At 49.0% G+C, this 206-nt stretch carries 1 rRNA gene; it reads left to right on the forward strand.

From position 1 onward, the window contains the following. Nucleotides 1–206: ribosomal RNA gene (locus tag PV403_RS25420) — 23S ribosomal RNA — on the forward strand; the annotation flags it as partial.

The raw sequence follows: 206 nt of genomic DNA on the forward strand, positions 1-206 counted from the left end.
ATCCGGTGAAATTTTAATACCTGTGAAGATGCAGGTTACCCGCGACAAGACGGAAAGACCCCATGGAGCTTTACTGCAGCTTGATATTGGATTTGGGTACGATCTGTACAGGATAGGTGGGAGCCTAAGAAGCATGAGCGCCAGCTTGTGTGGAGGCAACGTTGGGATACCACCCTGATCGTATCTAGGTTCTAACTTGGTACCGT

Source organism: Paenibacillus sp. GYB006, assembly GCF_036577645.1.
In the GTDB taxonomy this organism is placed as follows: Bacteria; Bacillota; Bacilli; order Paenibacillales; family Paenibacillaceae; genus Paenibacillus.